This is a genomic window from Thalassotalea castellviae (assembly GCF_031846185.1).
Classification (GTDB): domain Bacteria; phylum Pseudomonadota; class Gammaproteobacteria; order Enterobacterales; family Alteromonadaceae; genus Thalassotalea_H; species Thalassotalea_H castellviae.
Genome location: NZ_JAVRIF010000004.1, coordinates 248,328 through 269,182, shown reverse-complemented (window position 1 = coordinate 269,182; position 20,855 = coordinate 248,328). Strand labels below are relative to the sequence as shown.

Genomic DNA, 20,855 nt, shown 5'->3' with positions numbered 1-20,855 from the left:
TAAGGATTTATATCTCGTGCAGCTAAATTAACTAAAAGCGGCCAAACATTCAATATATTTTACACTAAATCAATTTTATTGAACGATTTGGTTAAAATATACTATCAATTGCTAATTTAATGTCATAAACTGCCAAAATGTTCAATATATAAAACGCTAAAGAGGTCACTATGATCGTTTATCCTGACTCATATTATGCTGCTTCGGCCAATAGAGAAGTTGATTATCCTGCATTAGCTGAATCGCTAACGGCAGATATCTGTGTTGTTGGCGGAGGGTATAGTGGTTTAGCGACTGCCATCGCATTACAAGAGAAAGGCTATCAAGTGGTTCTGCTTGAAGGCGCAAAGATAGGTTATGGTGCTTCAGGTCGTAATGGTGGTCAACTGGTGAATAGCTTTAGTCGTGATATTGATCATATTGAAAAACATTATGGCTTACAAACAGCTGAGGCTTTGGGAGGGATGGCCTTTGAAGGCGCCGACTGTATTCGTGACTTGATCAAACGTTACAACATTGATTGTGATTATAAGCAAGGTGGATTCTTCGCTGCTTTTACTGACAAACAGCTTAAAGGTTTAGAACAAAAGCAAAAGCTGTGGCAGCATTATGGTAATGATAAACTCACGTTAGTGGATCAATCATCGATTAAAAACATTGTTGATACCAATGCCTATGTTGGTGGTTTAGTAGATGAACATTGCGGTCATATTCATCCATTGAAATTGGCATTAGGAGAAGCTGCCGCGTTAGTAAAAATTGGCGGTAAAGTTTTTGAGCAGTCAAAAGTACTTAACATAGAAGAATTGAAAGCCTCAAATGATAAAACTGTGATTGTGAAAACCGCTCAGGGGCAAGTCACCGCTAAAAAACTTGTGTTAGCGGGCAATGCATACATGGGTAACTTACAGCCTGAACTTGCTAAAAAATCGATGCCTTGCGGTACACAAATTGTCACAACAGAAATACTACCTGCGGCGCTTGCACAATCATTAATTCCATCTCAATATTGTGTTGAGGATGTAAACTATAAACTTGATTACTACCGCATTACCGCAGATAACCGCTTATTATTTGGTGGTGGAGTTACATATGGTGGCGGCGATCCTGCCAGTATTGAAAGCTTCTTAAAGCCTCATATGGATAAAATATTTCCTGCGATGAAAGATTATAAAATTGATTATGCTTGGGGTGGTGACTTTTTATTAACCTTAAATCGTTTACCGCAGTTAGGCCGTATCGGTGAAAATATATATTACACGCAAGGCTATAGTGGTCATGGTGTTAATACCAGTCATCTCGCAGGTAAATTGTTAGCGGAAGCGATTCATGGCGACAGTTCACGTTTTGATGTATTTGCTCAATTACCACATTACAACTTTCCAGGTGGGCGTTTATTTAGAGTGCCGGCGGTAATAATGGGCGCCTGGTATTACGGCTTACGTGATAAATTGGGGCTATAGCTGAACTTTGACTAAAGTGGGCCCCAGAGCAGCATATCACCAATATGAAGTTGTTCTATTATTACCTCAGCGTCAAAGTCAGCTATTGACTTAGGCGCTGCAAAATAAAAATAAGTTCAATAACGACGCTCTCTGCTCACGGATCTTTGACTATATTCAAAAACCAAGAAAATATAAATATAAGCCTATAGTGTGAAATGTAACGATCTAGCTTTTTACTTGTAATTGAAAACGGAAAATGAGCGATATGGACTACTGAAGAAGGCTAATACAACTTGTACTAGCCTCAGGTGGTAATGAGATGACAAATTAACAGGTAAAACCTAAATTCATCGCATCAAGCATTTTTAACCATAAGCCTCTTTTGCCGTTATTTTTGTCAGCTTTTACTAAGGCATTTTGAGTGAATTTAACACCAAACCAACGGAAAGGCTCAGGCGCCCAAGGCATAGGTTTTTTCGTGATAAATCGCATCTTTAAAATATCGCTGGGTTGATAACCCAAAAGTTCTATACCAACACGAGCCCCAAAACGTGAGGCTCCTACACCTAAACCCGTATAACCCACAGCCCAGGCTAAACGACCATTATAAGTGACCCCTGGCACCATACAAAAACGAGTAGACGTGGCAATAATTCCACTCCATCTATGAGTAAACTTTAAGCCTTTAAGTTGTGGAAAGGTTTCAAAAAATTCTTTAGAGAGTTGTTCAAAGCGTTCAGGGATATCTGCACAGCTTGCAAAATCGGTATTTTTATTGAAATAGTAGCGGACAGCTCCGCCTCCTCCCCAAGTAATTCGATTATCCTGGGTAAACCTATAATAGTGGAACATGTTTGCATGATTCCCCAGCGCATGCCGAGACTTGTGCCAGCCAATTGCTGCAAGTTGCTTTTGATTTAAGGGTTCAGTCGCAATTTGATAATCCCAAACAGGAATAGTGGCGCGATTAACTTGTGAGATAGGGTTTTTATAAGCATTGGTTGCCATCAATACTTTATCACTAGTGATTGTAAAACCTAGGCTTAGAGATTGCATTTTATCATTACCTAGAGGATTACATTCATCAAGTGGTGTATTTTCAAAAATCCGAACGCCAAGTTCAAGCAATACACGCTTTAAACCCCAACAAATTCGAGCAGGATCAACAATGCCATTTTTGCCATTTCGACGACACAACCCTGCGAGAAAAGTAGGAGAATTCACTTGGGCTTGTATCTCATCCTGGTTATACCAAGTAACGTTATCGCCCGCCGCTTTTTCTTCTCCGTAGTCTTTGCGTAATGCGTCAACTGAACCTTGATTAGTCGCAACTTCTGTTTCACCAACTTCTTCGTAACGTGCGTCTATATTGTACCGCTTAAATGTCGCTAATAACTCAGCAAGGTTTTGCTCACCAAGTTGGTATAACTTATCTGCTTCACCTGGAAAATGATGCTCAGTATTGCTTTCCCCATGTGCTAATGTGCTGTTTAAAAAACCGCCATTACGCCCTGATGAACCATCTGATATAAAGGTTTTTTCGATAAGTACAACATCTACTTCAGGCTGGCGTTCTTTTAATTGCAATGCTGCCCAAAGCCCAGTAAATCCACCACCCACTATTAGTAATTCACAGCTAATGTTTTCATTTAGTGCTGGCAAGACATCAGGACGAACATCCTGATCATGCCACAGTGGACAAAACTTAGAATCTTTTAACGCTTCAAGGTGTTGTTGCATAAACTTCTCTTTATTTTCTCGGCTTAAGCTTATAGCTTGAGCAGTTTATTGATGTTATTACTATTTGCATCATCTTATTAACGTTATTTTAGGTACCAACCCCAAGGTTTTTCGCTATCATAACGGGTGATTTGTTTAGTTTCGAGATAGTTATTTAATCCCCATTCTCCCAGCTCTCGACCAATACCCGATTGTTTGTAGCCTCCCCAAGGTGCTTCAACGAAAGTAGGTTGTGAGCAATTCACCCAAACTATACCTGCTCGAAATGCCTTTGCTACACGATCACAACGCGTCAAATCTTTTGACATTACTGCAGCAGCTAAACCGAAACGAGAGTTATTGGCCATGTGTATGGCTTGTTTCTCATTCTCAAAAGGCTTAATGCAAACTACAGGGCCAAATATTTCTTCTTGCCAGATCCAGCTATCTTCGGCCATATCAGTTAATATAGTTGGCTTGAGATAATAGCCTTTTTCATGTGTGTTTGGTCTTTCACCACCACACACTAATGTTGCACCTTCTTTTACACCACGTTCAATTGCAGCTAATACTTTGTCATATTGTGCTCTATTAACTAAAGGACCTAAAAGTACGCCATGGGTTTCACCACTGCCGATAATTATTTTTTCAGCTTCCTGCGTTAATCTTGCCAATAATTTAGGATATATTTCTTCAGCAACTAATACACGTGAAGTAGCAGAGCACACCTGACCTTGATTCCAAAAAATACCGAACATGATCCATTCTACTGCTTTATCAATATCAGTATCTTCAAAAACAACGAGGGGAGATTTTCCTCCGAGCTCTAAACTAACATTTTTGATATTATTAGCTGCCATTGCCATAATTTTGGAGCCTGTAGGTACTGAACCGGTAAAGGCCAATTTGTCTACTTCAGGGTGTTCAACTAACGCTTGCCCAGCATCAGCGCCAAGGCCTGTTACTATGTTTAACACCCCAGCAGGTAATTCTGCTTCTTGGCATATTTCAGCTAAAGCTAGCGCCGTTAGAGGAGTGACTTCTGAAGGCTTTAATACCATAGTACAGCCTGCAGCAAGTGCAGGAGCTACTTTCCAAGCCGCCATTAACATTGGAAAATTCCAAGGAATAATCGCCCCAGCAACTCCGATGGGTTCTTTTATCGCTTTTGAACTAAAACCTTCTTCAGATAATGAAATAGCTGTTTCATTATTGTGATCTAATTCTTCAGCTAGATTAGCGTAAAATTCAAAAGTACCTGCTGTGTCTTCAATATCCCATTTTGCTTCAGGAAATGGTTTGCCGTTATCTAGTACTTCAAGTGCAGATAATTCGTCCAGGCGACGCGTGATAATTTCAGCTATTTTACGTAAATATTTACTACGTTCTTTTCCCGTTAATGTTGACCAATTTCCTTTATCAAATGCTGTTCTTGCCGCGGAAACCGCATTTTCTATATCAAGCTTATTTCCGGCAGGTAAATGGGCAATGACTTGCTCGGTTGCAGGGTTGATAACAGTAAACGATTTATCAGACTCGGCATCAAGCCACTGACCATTAATAAAGTGTTTTGCTCTCATAGATCCACCTTCAGCCAATTGGGCGATAATATTTAATGTTGTAGTATTATTAATGACGTTCATTTTGATCAACTTTTACAGGGGTGATTTCAACATAATGTTGCAGAGTATTTTCAGTAAAAGACCAACTGCAAGCTAGATTAGCGGGAATAAAAAATGCCTCTCCCGAACGAAAGGTATGTTCCTTACCAGCAGACTCGGTTATCGTGACGCTACCTTTTTTAAGATAAATAAAGGTATTATTACTATTTAAGGTTAGCGGTACTTCACTGATAAAATTTTCCTTTAGCCCAGCGGTAAATCGCTGGTTGTTATCTTGATAACAAAAGTTTTTGCCTTGTTGAGTCTTGGAATTTATTTTTGCAATAGCTGATAAACTAGGTTGTTGTGGGATCATTTCATTAGGGTGTTCAGAAATAACATAAAACTTACGTAAATATCCCTGTTGGCGCCACTGACAATTATAGCCTTTCGGAATGACAAAGCTCTCTCCAGCATGGACAGTTTCACTTAGCCCCGATTGTACATTTTTAATTTCAACAGACCCTTCAATGATTACCATAAACTCATCACAAGGATAGGGGTTTGCCGCTTCAACCATGTCATCAGTATCCCAAACGCCAATATATAGGCCTTGTTCATCATCTTCAAAATAACTATGACTATGTTGAATTGGCAATGTTGAAACGAACATTTCCGGTGCTAATTCGTCAGGAGTATCACCAAACTCTGGTGGAGTTTGACTTAACCTTATTATTTTTTTCTCTGACATGCAGTACCCTTACATTATTCTTTGGCAATTTTTTTTATTCGTCATGAAAGTTTCATATACTATGAAAAAAGCAGTAATAAGAAACTTTCACGTTGAACAAATAATTTAGTATTTTATTTAGCTTGGGAAAGCGAAGCTTATCCCTTCACGTACACCACTTGACGGCCAACGTTGGGTAATAGTTTTACGTTTGGTATAGAAGCGAACACCATCTGGGCCGTAGGCATGTAAATCACCAAATAATGAACGTTTCCATCCACCAAAACTATGATATGCAACAGGCACAGGCAATGGCACGTTAATACCCACCATGCCCACTTGAATATTATCAGAGAAGAAACGTGCCGCTTCACCGTCACGTGTAAAGATACATGTACCATTACCATATTCATGATCGTTGATAAGCTTCATTGCTTCTTCCATGGTTTTAGCACGCATCACTTGTAATACTGGACCAAAAATTTCAGCTTTGTAGCTTTCCATTTCTTGGGTAACGTTATCAATTAATGTTGCTCCGACAAAGAAACCATCTTCATAACCTTCAACATTAGGCTTTCTACCATCTACAACAATTTTGGCGCCTTGTTCTTCAGCACTATTAATGTAGCCAATCACTTTTTCTTTATGCTGCTGAGTGATCACAGGGCCGAAATCATTACTCGGATCACTAAATGCACCAACACTTAATCCTTTCATGCCTTCTTGCATTTTAGCAATTAGTGTATCCGCTGCTTCATCGCCAACGGCCACAACTACGGATAACGCCATACAACGTTCACCTGAAGATCCAAAAGCCGCGCCCAATAATTGATTAACTGCATTATCGATATCAGCATCAGGCATAACTATCGCATGGTTTTTTGCTCCACCAAGTGCTTGACAACGTTTACCATTTGCATTTGCAGTTGCATAAATATGTTCAGCAATAGGTGTTGAACCAACAAAGCTAACCGCTTTTATACGTTCGTCACTTAATAAAACATCTACAGATTCTTTATCACCATTAACAACATTCATTACTCCATCTGGTAAGCCAGCTTCTTTTAACAGCTGGGCAATATATAGAGTAGAACTTGGATCACGTTCCGATGGTTTTAAAATAAAGGTGTTACCGCAAACGATCGCTAATGGAAACATCCACATTGGTACCATAGCAGGGAAATTAAATGGCGTTATACCAGCAACAACACCTAGTGGTTGAAACTCACTCCAAGAATCAATATTTGGGCCAACATTTTTACTGTGTTCACCCTTTAATAGTTCAGGTGCGCCACAAGCGAATTCTACATTTTCAATACCTCGTTGCAATTCACCGGCAGCATCGTGACTGATCTTGCCATGCTCTTCACCAATAAGTTTGCAAATGTGATCGGCATTTTGCTCTAACAATTCTTTAAAACGAAACATCACTCGCGCACGTTTAATGGGTGGAGTGTTGCGCCATTCTGGAAATGCAGCTTGCGCAGCAGCAATTGCTTTTTCAACGGTTTCTACAGAAGCAAGCGCTACTTTTTTAGTCGCTTTCCCTGTTGATGGATTATAAACATCTTGTGTACGTGCATTATCGGTAATGGTTTCACCGTTAATTAAGTGGCCTACTGTTGTCATGATTTTTCCTAATGTTAACATTCTTAACATATTGAAATATATTAAGTAAATGATATTTAAATTGAATATTTACAATTAATTGTTTAAAGCTTATTGATTAATTAGTTTCGTTTAAAGAATCGCCAAGGGCATTAATTAAACTGCTAATTTCAGAAACCTCGGTGGTAAAAGGTAATCCTAATTGAATGGTGTCGCCGCCATAACGAACGTAGAATCCTTTTTGCCACATTTTCATTGATATTTCGTAGGGACGAAGTGCTGGCTGTCCAGCTACAGCGTCAATTGATAAAGCGCCAGCTAAACCATAATTACGAATATCGCTAACATGCTTGCTGCCTTTTAAACTATGTAGCATTTCTTGAAAATGTGGTGAAATTTCTTTTACGCGTTGCGGTAACTTGTCACTCTCAAGAATATCTAATGAGGCTAAGCCGGCAGCACAAGCGATAGGATGAGCTGAGTAAGTATAGCCATGCGGTAATTCCAACATGTAATCTGGTCCACCTGTTTCCATATAGGTATCGTAAATTTCTTGTTTAGAAATTACAGCGCCCATTGGAATAACCCCGTTAGTTAATTGTTTTGCTACGGTCATAATGTCAGGTACTACACCAAACTCTTCCGCACCGGTATTTGAACCCATACGGCCAAAAGCTGTGATAACCTCATCAAAAATTAATAAAATATTATGTTTATCACAAATCTCACGTAAGCGTTTCAAATAACCTACAGGAGGTGGAATCACACCTGCAGAACCAGCGAGAGGCTCAACAATTACTGCAGCAATATTGGAAGCATCATGTAAAGCCACCATTTCTTCTAGTTCTTCTGCTAAATTCACGCCCTGAGCAGGCATACCTTGCGAAAATTTGTTTTCAGGTAACATAGTATGAGGTAAATGTACTGCATCTATTCCTTGTCCAAAAATAGTGCGATTAGGACCAATGCCACCGACGCTTATTCCTCCCCAATTCACACCGTGATAACCTTTGGCTCGGCCAATAAAGCGTGTTTTGCTAGCCATACCCTTTTTACGCCAATAACCACGTGCGATTTTTAACGCGGTTTCAACTGACTCTGAGCCTGAGCCAGTGAAAAATACACGATTAAGCCCTTCAGGCATAAATTCCGAAATGCGATGCGCTAATTCAAATGATTTTTTATGACCAAACTGAAAAGCAGGTGAATAGTCTAATTCTTTCGCTTGTTTGCTAATTGCTTCAGTAATTTCAGGACGACTATGGCCCGCGCCACAGGTCCATAATCCAGATAAGCCATCAAATATTTTTCGACCTTGTGAGTCGGTATAATAATTTCCTTTTGCACTAACAATAATACGAGGATCTTTTTTGAATTGACGGTTACCGGTAAATGGCATCCAATGTGCGTCTAATTGCGCTTGGCTTAAGCCGATATCATTAATGTTAGTAGTCATAAGTATCTCAGTGATTGAACTTCATTGACTTTATTATCTCCAAACTGTTAGTTTAATAAATTCATATTTTTTAAACTTTAGTTAAGTGATTACTTACCTAAAATTACACGAAAGAATACATTGGCTAACTGAATCATGTCTAATTCAAATAAAAACATACTGCCTAGGCAATTAGGTGACTCTCATATTAGATTATTAAAAGTGTTTAAAACGGTGATTGAGTGTGGAGGGTTTGCTGCCGCAGAAGTCGAGTTAAATATAAGTAGGCCAGCCATTAGTTTGGCAGTTTCTGAGCTTGAGTCGTTATTGCAAATGCGTTTGTGTAACCGCGGCCGTTCTGGATTTTCTATTACAGAACATGGGAAGCATGTTTATCAATCGACCTTACAGTTGTTAAGTAGCCTTGAGTTATTTAAATCTCAAATTAATGCCATTAATACTGAGTTAGTTGGCGACTTTAATATTGGCATTACTGATAATTTGGTCACTATTCCGGAAATGCGCATTACCCGTGCACTCAGCACGTTAAAACATCGAGCACCGGATATTGTGATTAATATCCGAATGATGCCGCCAAATGATATTGAATCAGCCATTTTAAATGGGCAATTACATATTGGTGTTGTACCTGAATTTAGAACTCTTCCAGGACTTAATTATTTACCTTTATATAAAGAAGAGTCATTGCTTTATTGTAGCGAGCATCACCATTTATTTAAACAAGACTTGTATCAAATAAGTGATGACTCTTTATACCAATATGATGCGGTTGTTCCAAATTACCCGCAATCAGTTGAGATTAAACAGCAACAAAAGAAACTTAAAGCAACGGCAACTTCTACGGATAGAGAAGGCATCGCATTCTTGATATTAACAGGGCGGTTTATTGGCTTTTTACCCACTCACTTTGCACAACGTTGGGTAGCTAGAGATAAATTGCGCGCTATTGAAGCGCATCGTAGGAAATTTAGCACCAACTTTTCCGTCATTACGAGTAAAGGAGCACGAAGCCATCTAATTTTAGAGGCTTATTTAGAGGAATTAGCTCAAGCTAAAAAAGAACGCTGAGTTTTGTTAATAATAAGTTTCAGGTATAGAGTTACAAAAGTGCATATGTAATTTTTGTTTAAACATATTAGATATGGGGCGCGACTCTCGAGTAATAAAATCAAAATGAACCATGACTGCAGTTCCTGATACATGTTTCACCCCGTTTTGCCATGCTTCCTGATAAACATCAAGTGAACTAGTACCAATTCGAGATATATAGGTTTTTATTTCAACATCATAATCAAATAATAAGGGTAAATGAAACTCGATAGTGCTTTTCGCTAAAGTTAACCCCCATTGGCTGAGGTTTAAATTAAATTCTGGGCTAAATAACCTAAATATTGGATTTCTTCCTCCTTCGAACCACTGAGGAATAACCGTATTATTTATGTGTCCAAGAGCATCTGTTTCACCGACACGCGGCTTTATTATTTGATAAAACATATTTAAACCTAATAATTAGAAAATTAAAGCCAAAAGCACCAAGGTATAAAATATTTTGAATGCCTGTTCAAAATAATATACTCAAAATGGAAATTGGTAAATGGTAAATTAACTTAAATTACGTTTAAAAATTGCAACGAATGTTATTCTCAAATTCGTCATAAAAAGGAAGTAACTTAATTACTTTATGAGGATTTCTTGCAACAGGTAACATGCACACTTTAAATTTAGTTGTTATTCAAAGTGTGCTTTGATTTATTTGGCATTAGCTTGTTATATTTCTTAAGCCTAAAGCAAGGCAATATAATTGTGCTCAGAAGCGATTAGCGGTATTAATTGGCAGAGTGTTTACTTGAAACTGCAGCAACTTCACCCTCAGCACGATACACCGTTTTACCACCTAATATTGTTTGTAATACTTTGACATTATGAATATTGTATTTTTCAACCTCGAACAAGTTTTTATCCAATAGTACTAAGTCTGCTTTTTTACCCACGGTAATTGAACCTATGCTGTCTTCCATATGTAATTGATAAGCACCGTCTATCGTGTAACCTTTTATTAATGTCGCAATATCTAAACGCTCATGTTCGCCAGGTTGGATAGGGGCATTTTCAGCCGATTGACGCGTATGACCCACTTCCATATTAAAAATTGGCGACATGCCTAAGGTGCCAGCTCCTGATGCAGGAAAGTCACTGCCAAAAGACATTTTGGCTCCTGTTTCTTTGATGCTATTAAAGCGGAAATATCGATTAAATTGATCATCACTGACAAAGGATTTGCCAAAATCATCATACGATGCCCATAACGGCGTGCTTTGTGCAATAACATCAAGCTCAGCAAAACGTGGAATATCTGAATCTGTTAAAACTTGAATATGACAAATAGTATAACGGCTGGTGCTATTAGCGCTTTTAGGATCTTTACGAACTAATTCAATAGCATTTAGCGTTTCGGAAATGGCTCTCTCACCTAAGGCATGAATATGTACGTCAATGTTTTCGGCACTGGCTCTAGAAATAAGAGAATTCATTTGTTGCTGATTAAAAACATTTTCACCTTTGTTATTTGGTTCGTTTTGGTAATCTTCAAACATACTTGCCGTTTTACCCTCAATCGTACCATCATTCATAATTTTCAACATATTGATGTGATACATTTCACGCTTACTAATGGCTCGCTTATGTAGGGTTTGTTCTATTGCAGTGTCGTAATCTTCAGCAGAACTAACCATATGTGATGCTTTCATACGTATAGTCATATCACCTTGTTCTACTATTTTATCAAGAATATCTACCTGCATTTCTCCAACATCGAGTGCGCCAGCATCAAAAACGGAAGTCACACCGTAACTATTCAAAATTTTAATCACGTCGCTGGTACCTAAAGCAACGCTTTCAACACTAATGATGCCTAATTGATCAATAGCAGCCGTGGCAGTTCCTTCTAAAAAGTAGCCGGTAGGGTTACCTTGCTCGTCACGCTTGTAGTAGCTAAAACCAGGCTCAGGATCTGGGGTGTTTTTATCAATTTTCAATAATTCAAGTGCTTTAGTATTACCCCACGCACCGTGAAAGCCTTCATCCATAAGATATACAGCACGGTCTGCAATAATGTTATCTAACATAGCACTTGTTGGTCCTTCTGGGCCAAAAGCACTGGCTAAAAAGCCATAGCCAAATAATACTTCATCTTCAGGGTGTTGCGCAGCATACTCTTTAATTTGCTTATACCAATGCTCAGGAGTACCAAAAGTATCTAGTGATAAACTGCGAACATACGCCCCACCCATTACAGGGTGAACATGTGAGTCGATAAAGCCAGGTAATAGCATTTGACCGGCTAAATCTTGCTGTTTCGTCTCACTAGTAATCCAAGCTTGCACTCCCTTATTATCCCCAACATATACAATTTCATCGTCCTTAATGGCAACGGCTTGTGCCCACGGCTTGGTTTCATCCACGGTATAAATCTTTCCATTAGTTAAAACTAAATCAGCTTTAAGTTCTGGACTTTGAACGTTTTTTTCAGCGCAGCTAGTTATAAAAACGAATAGCATGAGTGAACATAATTTAGAGAATTTTTTCATAGTTACCTCTTTGGTATTTTTATTCATTGATATTGGTAATACTGAGAGAACCCTTTACCTGATTTAAGTAAAAGGCTCTTAACAATAGGAAATAGTTGGTAAAACTAAAAATTATATTTCACTTTTACGCCACCATTAATACCACGACCAATGCCAAATCTATTTACCCCAGCATCAATTAATGCGCCAGAGTAATAAACTTCATCTGTTAAATTATTGATGTAAGTAGATACTTGCCAATCTAAACCGGTAGCAACAAATTGAAGACCTGCTAAACCATAAGCGTCTTGCTCTAACACATCGTTACCCCCTTGGAATTCACTGCCAAAAGTTTTTGTTTGCCAGTTGTAAGAAAACTGTAAGGTTAAATCAACATCGTTTTCTAGATACCAAAAATAACCACCTACAAAACTAAGAGTGACATCTGGCGCTGCTAATTTTTTACCTGCAATAGATTCACCCGAAAGATCTGTGCCTTCAATCACTTCAGAGTCTTGTAATGCTGAAGCGAGGAACAATCGTATGTTTTCGGTTGGTAAATAGGTCAGTTCAAACTCAATGCCTTTGCCTTCAGCCTTACCAATATTCTTAATAGTTATCCCGCCAGTTTCTGCAAATGTGCCTTGTAAATCATCGTAATCATAGTAATAAGCCGCTAAATTAAACTTAACAAGATCATTAAAATAATCACCTTTAATGCCTAACTCATAGCTGTTTACCGTTTCAGGATCATAACTGGCTAATTCTGTACTTTCTGGCAATAAGCCTAACTCCCACGTTGGATCTTTAATATCAAGTGCGAAGGTATTAAATCCACCGGATTTGTATCCTTGAGAGTAATTTGCATAAATATTAACTTTATTTGTGAGTTCATGATTGATGGCTAAACGAGGAGTAAATTGTGACCAATCTTTACTATCGCTGATCCATTGTCCATCAGTATGACCACCAATAAGCCACATATTACCCATAACCCCTTGTTCGGTGGGTAAACTTAAAGCAAATTCTTTTTCGTCATAGGAAAAGCGGCCACCTAAAGTAATATTGGTTTGCTCGGTAATCGACCAAGTAATATCACCATAAACACCATAACCACGATATGTACCTTTTGCCGAAACTTGTTCTTCTTTTCCTATCATGCCTGAGCCGGGAGTTGGAGCGTATTCTTCAGGTACGCCAAACCCATAAACCACTAATTCATGACAATCAGCAAATACATTTGCGGGTTGACTAGGGTGAGATGCAAAAGGAGCCTCCCAACTTGATAAATTAGGAAGTTGAGCACAAAACGCGTCTTCATCATACTGGTTAGCAAATGAAGAATCGATTTTTTCTTGATAGAAATTGGCCCCTACAAACCAGAAAACATCAGAGCCAGTATTGGAAGTTAGTCGAAATTCTTGACTTAAATAACCCGTATCATCATTTTGTTTATAAAAGCTTAAAGGTAATACTGAACCATCAACATCTTCACTGTAAGTCCAAGTGTAATTTTTCATGGCGGTTTGCGAGCTAAACGTTGTTGCACCAAAATCATGTTCAAAGTCGATGGTAGTTGCAAAAACTTCAGCAGTATCTTGAGCATCATCACCATGGTCGGTGCTTACTTTTCTGCTATCTGCTTGTGTCCAAATAGAGCGGTAGACTCCACCATCCATATCACGATCTTCATAATTAACACTTATTTTAAGCAGACTATCTTGCCATCCTTCATAGCTAAAGTTAACGCGTAGTGCATTAACTTCTTTGTCACGCAGTGTGCCACCTTCTGTGTTTTTAATATAACTGTCTTCACTTAAATGGTAGCCAGCAAAACGTATAAACGCATCATCACTTAAGGTGGTATTAAATACACCAGTAATTTCTTGCATATTATCGCTACCAAGACCAAATTCAAATGAGCCTTCTGTAGCATCTATCGCTTCATTAGTGAACATACTAATAGCACCTGAGGCTGCGTTACGACCATAAAGCGTACCTTGGGGGCCTTTGGCAACTTCTACTCGAGACATATCATAAAAGCTTGATAATGAACCGCCACTTCGACCTTGATAAACACCATCTAAATATAGGCCAATTGAGGCATCACCCCCCACGCCAAAATCTGAAGTAACAATACCACGGATACCAATGGTATCTATAAAGCTATCATTGGTACTGCCACCATTTAGTCCAGGGGTAAATTTGGCTAAATCGACCGCATTAGTGACATTAAAATCTTCAAGAAAATCTTCACCAAAAGCGCTCACTGCAACCGGAACTTCTTTTAAGGTTTGTATACGATTTTGTGTAACAACAATGACTTCGTAGTCATTTTTAGCTTTATCTAGTGTTTCCTCTGTTGCTGTAGCTGAGCTGCTGAACGCAGTCGCAATAGCTATAACAAGTAATGATTTATGAAATTTCATGATTTCCAGGCCTTTTATCATTTTTATTGTGTGTATCAAATAATATGAATGTTTATTTATATTCTATTTTCGATAATACATGCCGTGTAAAATAATTCAAACACTATTTGGCTTAAAACGCTTTTAATTTATTTTTTTACATAAGATACAAAAAATAATCTGCGGGTAATGAAAATAGGCGTTAATAATTTAATTCTCTGATATAAAACGGTTTGTTGTGGTTTTTTGTATCCGTTCTTTAAGGTTGCTGATTGTGAAAAATTAATATACGGTTACAATATAGTTGTTCTTTTTTTTTGACGAATTAGACGGTTATCTGAAACAAGCAACAGGTAATTTAAACAGGTGATATCTCCCTTTCGATGATTTAACATGCTATTACTGAAACCACTTCTTTGCTATTTAAGGCTAAATTTCATGCTTTGTTTACGGTTGGTTGCTGTGTTGCTCGTTCAGTTAGTATGAAGTATTATTCACATTCTTGTACTTATACGCCAACTATTTGAATGAAAGAAAAAATACAGCCTCGAAAGCAGCCTTCTCAAACGCGTTCACGCGAACGGGTCGAAAAAATCATCTCAGCTACTTATGCCTTACTTCAAGAGCAAGGATTAGCAGCGGTTACTACGGTTCATATTGCAAAAAAAGCGGGTGTATCAGTTGGCTCGGTTTATCAGTATTTTCCTAATAAAAAAGCAATTTTTGTATCACTCTATAATGAATACCTTAAAGATATACGCAGCATATTAGATGATTTTGACAATGAACCATACACTAGCATGGGCTGGGAAGCGTTTTTTGTATCACTACATAGTAAATTGAGTGAAAAAGAAAATGAACAAAATATTCTACCCGAATTAGAACAGGCATTTCACTTATATCCAGAAATGAGAGAAGTGGATATTGATCACAGTAACGTCATTAGTGAGCGAATCGTTAATTTTTTGTCTCGCTATGATTTTCCAGGTTCGAAAGAAAAGCTAACCCGTTTAAGTCATTTTATATACTCAATTAATGGCGGTTTTTGGGATTTTCGTTCAAAGATATCAAGCAAATATCATGGCGAGGCTAATGGTTGGGAGTTAGCGGCCATCATGGGGGTTTTGACTCATTATCGAAATTCTCTGTCAAATAATGCCTAATGCTTTTAATTTTTAACTTTTAATTTTTTGCTTCGATTTGTCATATAGCTACAGATATTATGGCTATAAATTTTGTTCAAATTCATTTTTTTAGCGGTGACGAAAAACTAAGTAAGCCTGGCTCTTGTTAATTATTTTAAGACTATAAATCCATTTTATTATTACGATAATTGCGAGGCGATACCCCTTCAAGTTTTTTGAAAAAGCGAGAGAAATACCCCGGATCTTTATAACCAAGATTATAGGCTATTTGATCCAATGGGTCGTCCGTGTAGATAATTCTTCTTTTGATCTCAAGATATAACCTATGTTGAATTGTCGTTTTTGGCGATTTACCAACGACTTCTTTACATAACCTATTTAAGGTCGAGGGGGAAATACATAATATTGAAGCATATTTTTCTACAGGCCATTGTTTAGTAAAATTCTTTTCTAATAAATCACGAAATTTGTTGATTATTTGATAGCTTTTATTGTTAGTTATGGCCTGGAAGTCAAAATGATGTAGTTGCCTTTTTAGTGTTAATACGGTTGCTTTTACCAACCATTCTAACATGATGTATTGTTCGGTTTCTGCACTGTTGAATTCAATTTCAATCTGTTTTATATAATTTTTCAGTTGCTTTAAAAGTACATCTTCTTCTTTGAATTCTATCAATTGAGGCGACTGTAATAAGGGAGTAAAGCAATCTTTATTGCTCTGATCGTGATTAGTGGTTAATAAGTGTTCGGCAATTGTCAGAACAACGCCTTTTGTTTCGGAAGAAATCTCAAAAGCATGAACGAATCCAGAGGGGATAACAATGACCCAGCTACCAGTTAATAAATGATGTCTTTCATCTAGTTTAACCTTTATCTCACCTTCAAACATACAGAAAACTTGCAATAAAACCCCATGGCGATGCGGGTTTATCTGCCAGTTGTTCTTCTTACATCGTGTTGAAATATCTTCAATATGTATAAATTCAGCATCTCTATGTAAAGATTCATTAATTTCACCATACAAATTAAATTGAGGTATTGCATGAGGTTTATCAATCTTATTCATGTGTTTATTGTTTCCTGAATTTACTTATAACAATTATTGTTATCTTGCATGAAAAGTACAAGTTTTATCATTTAATGTGAATTTATGTTCACCTTTTTGCCACGTATTATTTCTGAAAATAATTAGAATTAACGTTAACTCATAAGGTGAATGATTTATGAAAAAAATTAAAACTCAAGTGGCGATTATTGGTGCTGGCCCATCAGGACTGTTATTAGGACAGCTTCTTGCTAAACAAGGTATTAGTAATATTATTTTAGAAAGAGTGACGGGGAAATATGTCTTAGGGCGAATTCGTGCCGGAATTTTAGAGCAAGGTTTTGCTGACTTGGTACGAGAAGCTGGCGTTGGCGAAAAAATGGATCGTGAAGGTGTTGTTCATGATGGTTTTGAAATAGCGATTGACGATAAGTGTACGCATATTGATTTAAAAGAATTAACCGGCGGCAGTGTTGTTGTTTGTTATGGACAAGTAAATATAACCGAAGACCTAATGAAAGCCCGAGAAGAGGCTGGCTTGACGACTTATTATGAAGCTAGTGAGGTAACGCCACTTCATGTTAAATCAGCTAGTCCAGCAATAACCTTTAAGCATAATGGTGAAGAATATCATCTAGATTGTGATTATATTGCCGGTTGTGATGGTTTTCACGGAGTTTCAAGACAAACAATTCCCGAAGAGAAAAGAACAGAGCATGAACGTATTTATCCATTTGGGTGGTTAGGCTTAATGAGTGATACGCCACCGGTAAGCGATGAGTTAATTTATTGTAAAAACAAACATGGTTTTGCTTTAGCTAGCATGCGATCAGCAACACGTTCACGTTATTACTTACAAGTACCATTAACAGATAAGGTGGAAGATTGGAGCGACGACGACTTCTGGGATGAATTAAAAAAACGTTTACCTGCTAAGGCAGCCAAAAACTTAATTACAGGTTCTAGTATTGAAAAAAGTATTGCGCCATTACGTTCATTTATCTGTGAGCCCATGCAATATGGACGCTTGTTTTTGGTTGGTGATGCCGCACATATTGTGCCACCAACTGGCGCAAAAGGTTTAAATTTAGCGGCTTCTGATGTAGCGACATTATATAAAATATTAACCAAAGTATATAAGGAAGACGATAAAGCGTGCATTGAGCAATATTCTGAAATTGCATTACGCAGAGTATGGCATGGAGAGCGCTTCTCTTGGTGGATGAGCAATATGTTACACAACTTTGGTAAAGTGGAAAATCAAGATCTTGATGGCAACACTTTTGAACGATTTATGGAGTCTGAATTGAGTTACTACCTTAGCTCTGAAAATGGTCGAAAAGTGATTGCTGAGCAGTACGTTGGTTTACCCTATGAAGAAGTTAAATAACTCGATTGATTTTGTAATACCAATCGAACTAAATTATTGATCCGATTGGTATAACCTAGCCTCATCCTTTTGATCAGGCTAGGCATATTTTATTGTTTAATGTTAGCGTTTAAACTGATAAAAACTAATATAAATAAGGCAAGACAAGAACCTAGTGACATGAAAAATGCTACTTGGGAGAAAGCCAAGTTAAGGCTAAATAAATAACCCGCTAAAATGGGAGATAATACTGATCCAGCACGTCCTATGCCAATACAAAAGCCGGTGCCAAATGCTCTAACGTGTGTTGGAAATATTTGAGTAAATAATGCATACATTCCAACCATACTGGCATTAGTAAAGAAGTGAGCAATTGCGCTCATTAACGATAAGTGAGTTAAATTAGCGTTCATTTGCCCTAACAAAGTTACAAAAAGTGCCGATAACGCTAATACTGATGTCATTAATGCTTTTAATCCAAAACGTAAAGTTAATAACGAGAAAAGAACCGCACCTAGAATTCCGCCAATATTAGCCCAAACTAATACACTGCTCGCTTCTGACGAATTAAACCCCATATCTACCACTATTTTAGGCATCCATTTGAGAATAAAATAAAAGGTAGAAACGTGAAATATATATAACAGACTGATCAAAATTGTAATTTTCACTAAACTTTTAGAAAAAATATCTTTGATGGATTGATGGCTTATTTTTTCAGAAATATCAGGTAAGTGACTGATTGGATTTTGTCTAATTCGTACTAATATTTTATTAATCTTAGCTAAGGCATTGTCTGGTTGTTTTGACGTAAGCCAATGAATGGACTCTGGAACTAAAAAATAGACTAACGGTATAAATAATATTGTAGCAAAGGTTCCTAAATAAAATACCGATCGCCAGTCATAATCAACTAATAGAACTGAAGCGATAGTCCCACCAATTGCTCCTCCAATTGGATAACCTGCGGCAACTAAAGAGACGCAAAGTGAGCGAAACTTAGCATTGGCATATTCCGCAGCTATTGCATTAATTGAGGTAAGCATACCTCCAATACCAAAGCCAGTGAAAACCCGCCATATGGACAATTCAAAAACACTAGCGGAGGTTGTCGATAAAAACATAGAAATACTCATTAAAGTTAAGCAGACTAAGATGGTACGGCGACGTCCTAATTTATCCGCAATACCTCCTAATAATATAGAGCCAAACCCCATCCCAATAAGTTCCATCGATAGTACAACGCCAAGAGATACACGATTTATTTGCCATTCTGATGCAATGCCTGGCGCAGCAAAACTAATAGACAATAAGTCAAAACCATCTAATGCACCTAAGCAAACAGTAATGAAAATTACTAAAACTTGTAAAGATGACATCTTTGAATTATCGATAATTTCTCTAGGGTCTCTATTTACTATCATTTTGTTTCCATTGTTAGGTATTAATAAGAGTAGGTTTTTAAGTAGCCAGTGTTAAAACCGTCATTTCAGTTGATGATTATTACATCGTGAACTTGTCATGCACTGTCTTCTTTTTTTCTATTTACTCAAAGAGTTATTGGTAATGATTCATAACGATTTTATTGGTAAGTAAATCATTAAGTCAAGAATTAATTAAAATAAAAGCCTATTCATTATTCTTATCTTTCATCGACACTTATCAATTCTCACAAAAACTAATAGTTCATGGCAAGTAAAGCCCTTTAAAAACAATTAGATGATATTTTTATCGCAAGCTATTTCTCTATTGGAGATAAGTCATTCATTAGATAGCTAAGCTAACTATTCAAATTATATTTTCACTATTTATCATTTTACTCAATTAAAATTTCTCAATTTAGTTATTGTTCATAACTTTTAAGGGTGGTATAGTTTTGAAATAAAGTTCCTTCACTTACATGAATTGAAGTCGCAACAAATTAGAGAATGAGGATAAATAGATGACCATTGTTAAATATAAAATTGAGAATCGTATTGCATGGGTTAGTTTTAACCGTCCAGAAAAACGCAATGCAATGAGTCCTGAATTAAATCGTGAAATGATGAAAGTACTAAATGAATTAGAATTTAACGATGATGTCGGAGTACTTGTATTAACGGGAGAGGGCACCGCATGGACCGCTGGCATGGATCTAAAAGAATATTTTCGTGAAACTGAAGCGAAAGGATTAGGCGGTATTCGTCAGGCACAAAGTGAATCATATGGTTGGTGGAGAAAATTGCGCTGGTACCAAAAGCCTACAATAGCCATGGTTAATGGTTGGTGCTTTGGTGGCGGTTATGGTCCGTTATATTCCTGTGATTTAGCGATTGCATCATTAGAGGCAAAATTTGGCTTAAGTGAAATAAATTGGGGGATTTTACCTGGTGGTGGCGCGACTAAAGTGGCTACTGATTTATTGTCAATGCGTGATGCTATGTATCATGCCATGACGGGTGAACTCATTAACGCTGAAAAAGCAGCACAATGGAATTTGATCAACGAAGCGGTACCCGTAGAACAATTAAAAGCACGTGTAACCGAATTAGCAGAAATACTATTGCAGAAAAACCCAGTTGCTTTAAAAGCAACTAAAGATGCGATTAGACGTGTGTCAGAAATGACCTATGATAATGCAGAAGACTATTTGATCAGAGCTCAAGAAGCCGCGAATAGCTTTGATAACGAAGGCCGAAAGGAAGGAATACGTCAATTTATTGATGAGAAAACCTTTAAGCCTGGCCTGTCTACGTACGATATAACCAAGTAATCTAGCAGAGG

15 protein-coding genes are annotated in these 20,855 nt (G+C 37.5%); 5 read left to right on the top strand and 10 right to left on the bottom strand.

Features of this window, described 5'->3' with window-relative positions; translation table 11 throughout:
* The first annotated feature begins 170 nt into the window (after window positions 1-170).
* On the top strand, window positions 171-1,463 hold the full coding sequence (locus tag RM573_RS09875) for an NAD(P)/FAD-dependent oxidoreductase (RefSeq protein ID WP_311581054.1): 1,293 nt from the start codon (window positions 171-173) through the stop codon (window positions 1,461-1,463).
* A gap of 309 nt (window positions 1,464-1,772) precedes the next feature.
* On the opposite strand, the gene RM573_RS09870 is transcribed toward RM573_RS09875, so the two are convergent.
* The 5 genes from RM573_RS09870 to aptA all read right to left on the bottom strand — a co-directional run bounded on the left by RM573_RS09870 (window position 1,773) and on the right by aptA (window position 8,559).
* On the bottom strand, window positions 1,773-3,185 hold the full coding sequence (locus RM573_RS09870; protein ID WP_311581051.1) for an NAD(P)/FAD-dependent oxidoreductase: 1,413 nt from the start codon (window positions 3,183-3,185) through the stop codon (window positions 1,773-1,775).
* A gap of 83 nt (window positions 3,186-3,268) precedes the next feature.
* Window positions 3,269-4,807, bottom strand: a complete 1,539-nt coding sequence (locus RM573_RS09865) for an aldehyde dehydrogenase family protein (RefSeq protein ID WP_311581048.1) — start codon at window positions 4,805-4,807, stop codon at window positions 3,269-3,271.
* Complete coding sequence (locus RM573_RS09860) at window positions 4,794-5,516, bottom strand: cupin domain-containing protein (protein WP_311581045.1); 723 nt, start codon at window positions 5,514-5,516, stop codon at window positions 4,794-4,796. The genes RM573_RS09865 and RM573_RS09860 overlap by 14 nt, the downstream gene beginning before the upstream one ends.
* A gap of 117 nt (window positions 5,517-5,633) precedes the next feature.
* Window positions 5,634-7,124, bottom strand: coding sequence for a CoA-acylating methylmalonate-semialdehyde dehydrogenase (locus tag RM573_RS09855; RefSeq protein WP_311581041.1), 1,491 nt, complete (start codon window positions 7,122-7,124; stop codon window positions 5,634-5,636).
* A 97-nt stretch (window positions 7,125-7,221) separates the two neighbouring features.
* On the bottom strand, window positions 7,222-8,559 hold the full coding sequence (gene aptA, locus RM573_RS09850; protein WP_311581038.1) for an omega-aminotransferase AptA: 1,338 nt from the start codon (window positions 8,557-8,559) through the stop codon (window positions 7,222-7,224).
* 135 nt (window positions 8,560-8,694) lie between these two features.
* Between aptA and RM573_RS09845 the strand changes: the two genes are divergently transcribed.
* Entirely contained in the window at window positions 8,695-9,627 is a 933-nt protein-coding gene (locus tag RM573_RS09845) for a LysR family transcriptional regulator (RefSeq protein WP_311581035.1), read from the top strand.
* A gap of 6 nt (window positions 9,628-9,633) precedes the next feature.
* Here RM573_RS09845 and RM573_RS09840 read toward each other — a convergent pair whose 3' ends face one another.
* The 3 genes from RM573_RS09840 to RM573_RS09830 form a co-directional block, all read right to left on the bottom strand.
* A complete protein-coding gene (locus tag RM573_RS09840; RefSeq protein ID WP_311581032.1) occupies window positions 9,634-10,053 on the bottom strand; it encodes an acyl-CoA thioesterase in 420 nt (139 codons plus the stop codon).
* 332 nt (window positions 10,054-10,385) lie between these two features.
* Window positions 10,386-12,146 (bottom strand): amidohydrolase, encoded by a 1,761-nt coding sequence (locus RM573_RS09835; RefSeq protein ID WP_311581029.1) that lies wholly within the window; start codon window positions 12,144-12,146, stop codon window positions 10,386-10,388.
* Window positions 12,147-12,250: 104 nt separating this feature from the next.
* On the bottom strand, window positions 12,251-14,554 hold the full coding sequence (locus RM573_RS09830; RefSeq protein ID WP_311581026.1) for a TonB-dependent receptor: 2,304 nt from the start codon (window positions 14,552-14,554) through the stop codon (window positions 12,251-12,253).
* Window positions 14,555-15,060: 506 nt separating this feature from the next.
* Here RM573_RS09830 and RM573_RS09825 point away from each other — a divergent pair.
* Complete coding sequence (locus RM573_RS09825; RefSeq protein ID WP_311581023.1) at window positions 15,061-15,696, top strand: TetR/AcrR family transcriptional regulator; 636 nt, start codon at window positions 15,061-15,063, stop codon at window positions 15,694-15,696.
* Between the two features lie 142 nt (window positions 15,697-15,838).
* On the opposite strand, the gene RM573_RS09820 is transcribed toward RM573_RS09825, so the two are convergent.
* Entirely contained in the window at window positions 15,839-16,744 is a 906-nt protein-coding gene (locus RM573_RS09820; RefSeq protein ID WP_311581020.1) for a helix-turn-helix domain-containing protein, read from the bottom strand.
* 157 nt (window positions 16,745-16,901) lie between these two features.
* Here RM573_RS09820 and pobA point away from each other — a divergent pair, with 157 nt between their 5' ends.
* Window positions 16,902-18,113: a 4-hydroxybenzoate 3-monooxygenase gene (gene pobA / locus RM573_RS09815; protein WP_311581017.1), complete on the top strand. Its 1,212-nt coding sequence runs from the start codon at window positions 16,902-16,904 to the stop codon at window positions 18,111-18,113.
* 89 nt (window positions 18,114-18,202) lie between these two features.
* On the opposite strand, the gene RM573_RS09810 is transcribed toward pobA, so the two are convergent.
* Window positions 18,203-19,516, bottom strand: coding sequence for an MFS transporter (locus RM573_RS09810; RefSeq protein WP_311581014.1), 1,314 nt, complete (start codon window positions 19,514-19,516; stop codon window positions 18,203-18,205).
* Window positions 19,517-20,034: 518 nt separating this feature from the next.
* Here RM573_RS09810 and RM573_RS09805 point away from each other — a divergent pair.
* Window positions 20,035-20,844 carry a p-hydroxycinnamoyl CoA hydratase/lyase gene (locus RM573_RS09805; RefSeq protein WP_311581011.1) on the top strand — a complete coding sequence of 270 codons (810 nt, stop codon included), beginning with the start codon at window positions 20,035-20,037 and terminating at the stop codon, window positions 20,842-20,844.
* The last annotated feature ends 11 nt before the right edge of the window (window positions 20,845-20,855 follow it).

What these genes read in the sequence shown, in the direction of transcription:
- aptA (WP_311581038.1), bottom strand. Translation starts at nt 8,559, where the DNA reads ATGACTACTAACATTAATGATATCGGCTTAAGCCAAGCGCAATTAGAC.
- RM573_RS09810 (WP_311581014.1), bottom strand. Translation starts at nt 19,516, where the DNA reads ATGATAGTAAATAGAGACCCTAGAGAAATTATCGATAATTCAAAGATG.
- pobA (WP_311581017.1), top strand. Translation starts at nt 16,902, where the DNA reads ATGAAAAAAATTAAAACTCAAGTGGCGATTATTGGTGCTGGCCCATCA.
- RM573_RS09805 (WP_311581011.1), top strand. Translation starts at nt 20,035, where the DNA reads ATGACCATTGTTAAATATAAAATTGAGAATCGTATTGCATGGGTTAGT.
- RM573_RS09865 (WP_311581048.1), bottom strand. Translation starts at nt 4,807, where the DNA reads ATGAACGTCATTAATAATACTACAACATTAAATATTATCGCCCAATTG.
- RM573_RS09845 (WP_311581035.1), top strand. Translation starts at nt 8,695, where the DNA reads ATGTCTAATTCAAATAAAAACATACTGCCTAGGCAATTAGGTGACTCT.
- RM573_RS09835 (WP_311581029.1), bottom strand. Translation starts at nt 12,146, where the DNA reads ATGAAAAAATTCTCTAAATTATGTTCACTCATGCTATTCGTTTTTATA.
- RM573_RS09820 (WP_311581020.1), bottom strand. Translation starts at nt 16,744, where the DNA reads ATGAATAAGATTGATAAACCTCATGCAATACCTCAATTTAATTTGTAT.
- RM573_RS09860 (WP_311581045.1), bottom strand. Translation starts at nt 5,516, where the DNA reads ATGTCAGAGAAAAAAATAATAAGGTTAAGTCAAACTCCACCAGAGTTT.
- RM573_RS09830 (WP_311581026.1), bottom strand. Translation starts at nt 14,554, where the DNA reads ATGAAATTTCATAAATCATTACTTGTTATAGCTATTGCGACTGCGTTC.
- RM573_RS09855 (WP_311581041.1), bottom strand. Translation starts at nt 7,124, where the DNA reads ATGACAACAGTAGGCCACTTAATTAACGGTGAAACCATTACCGATAAT.
- RM573_RS09875 (WP_311581054.1), top strand. Translation starts at nt 171, where the DNA reads ATGATCGTTTATCCTGACTCATATTATGCTGCTTCGGCCAATAGAGAA.
- RM573_RS09870 (WP_311581051.1), bottom strand. Translation starts at nt 3,185, where the DNA reads ATGCAACAACACCTTGAAGCGTTAAAAGATTCTAAGTTTTGTCCACTG.
- RM573_RS09840 (WP_311581032.1), bottom strand. Translation starts at nt 10,053, where the DNA reads ATGTTTTATCAAATAATAAAGCCGCGTGTCGGTGAAACAGATGCTCTT.
- RM573_RS09825 (WP_311581023.1), top strand. Translation starts at nt 15,061, where the DNA reads ATGAAAGAAAAAATACAGCCTCGAAAGCAGCCTTCTCAAACGCGTTCA.